General features: G+C 41.6%; 1 protein-coding gene. It reads right to left on the reverse strand.

Annotated features, from left to right (window positions below; translation table 11 throughout):
• Positions 1 to 77 precede the first annotated feature (77 nt).
• A partial coding sequence (nadA, locus tag E3E37_RS11530) for a quinolinate synthase NadA (RefSeq protein WP_167717490.1) occupies positions 78 to 382 on the reverse strand: 305 nt, incomplete at its 5' end.

Consider the following 382-nt stretch of genomic DNA (forward strand, 5'->3'; position numbering starts at 1 on the left):
TCACTCGTAACGTCTCCAAAAGGCGCATCCTCTTCCAAAAAGCGGAGAAGGTATGAGAGGGAAATCATGAGATCACCTCAGCTGAGCTCAAGCATTCTCTCTATTGCTTTTCTTGCTCTCTCTGCTATGTCCTTAGGAACTTCAATTTCGTATTTTTCATCTCTCAGGGATTCATAGATGTGCTTGAGTGTTATTGCTTTCATTCCAATACAAAAGGCATCTTCATTAGCGGGATAGAACTTCTTGTTTGGATAGAGCTTTTGCAGTCTATACACCATTTCTTTTTCTGTAAACACAACCCATTCATTATGTAGGCAAGCGTTCTTGATCATTCCACCGGTTGACGCGATTAGATCGGCTTTTTCTTGGATCTCTGGGTTAC

It is taken from the genome of Thermococcus sp. ES12, from assembly GCF_012027515.1.
GTDB lineage: Archaea > Methanobacteriota_B > Thermococci > Thermococcales > Thermococcaceae > Thermococcus > Thermococcus barossii.